We start from the raw sequence: 910 nt of genomic DNA on the forward strand, positions 1-910 counted from the left end.
GGCCGCGGCGCGGTGGGCGCGCTGCTGCTCGGCGTCCGCAACGGCCTGTACGGCCTGCGCCTGTCCGGCCTGCTCGGCGCCCGCGGCTGGCGCCGTCTCCCGCTGGCCCACGGGGTGATCGACGAGACGACGGCGGTGGCCCTGGCCCAGCCGGACGCGGAGTCGGCCCGGACCGGGTTCCTCGTCACGTTCGGCAGCCTCTACCTGACCTGGAACGCCACGACCCTGCTCGGCGCGCTGGGCACCTCGCGGGTGGCCGACCCGGCGGTGTTCGGGCTGGACGTGGTGGGCCCCGCGACGTTCCTGGCGATCCTCTGGCCCCGGCTGACCGGCTCGGGCCCCGAGGCCCGCGAACTCCGGATGATCGCGGCGGGCGGCGCTGCCGTCGCGCTGGCCGCGACCCCGTTCACCCCGGCGGGCGTGCCCGTGCTGCTGGCCGCCGGGGCCGTGCTCGCCGTACTGCTGAGGAGACCGAGTTGACCTCTCCGCCCCCGTCCCCCCTTCACCCGGACGGCCGGGGGGACCTCCCCCGCCTCCGCGCCGGCCGCGGGCGCGCCGATGAGCGTCTGGCAGGCCGTGGCGGCCGTCTGCCTGGGCTGCTACGCGCTGAAGCTGGCCGGGCTCTCGGCGCCGCGCCGGGTGCTCGACCACCCCGGCGTGCAGCGCTTCGCCGCGCTGGTCCCGGTGGCGCTGCTGTCCGCGCTCATCGCGGTGCAGACCTTCACCGGCGGCCAGGCGCTGGACCTCGACTGGCCGCGCACCGCCGGGCTGGGCGCGGCCGTGGTCGCGCTGCTGCTGCGCGCGCCGTTCCTGGTGGTGCTGGTGGCGGCGGCGGCCGTCACGGCGCTGCTCCGCCACCTGGGCCTGTGACCCGCGGGAGCGCCATCCGGAAGACCGCGCCCTCCCCCGG

2 protein-coding genes are annotated in these 910 nt (G+C 78.4%); both read left to right on the forward strand.

Annotated features, from left to right (window positions below):
* Nucleotides 1-480: AzlC family ABC transporter permease (locus tag ACWJ6R_RS37140; protein WP_449066671.1), on the forward strand; the 480-nt coding region annotated here is incomplete at its 5' end.
* A gap of 78 nt (nt 481-558) precedes the next feature.
* Nucleotides 559-870: an AzlD domain-containing protein gene (locus tag ACWJ6R_RS37145; RefSeq protein ID WP_449066672.1), complete on the forward strand. Its 312-nt coding sequence runs from the start codon at nt 559-561 to the stop codon at nt 868-870.
* Nucleotides 871-910 lie beyond the last annotated feature (40 nt).

This window comes from Planomonospora algeriensis (genome assembly GCF_977012225.1).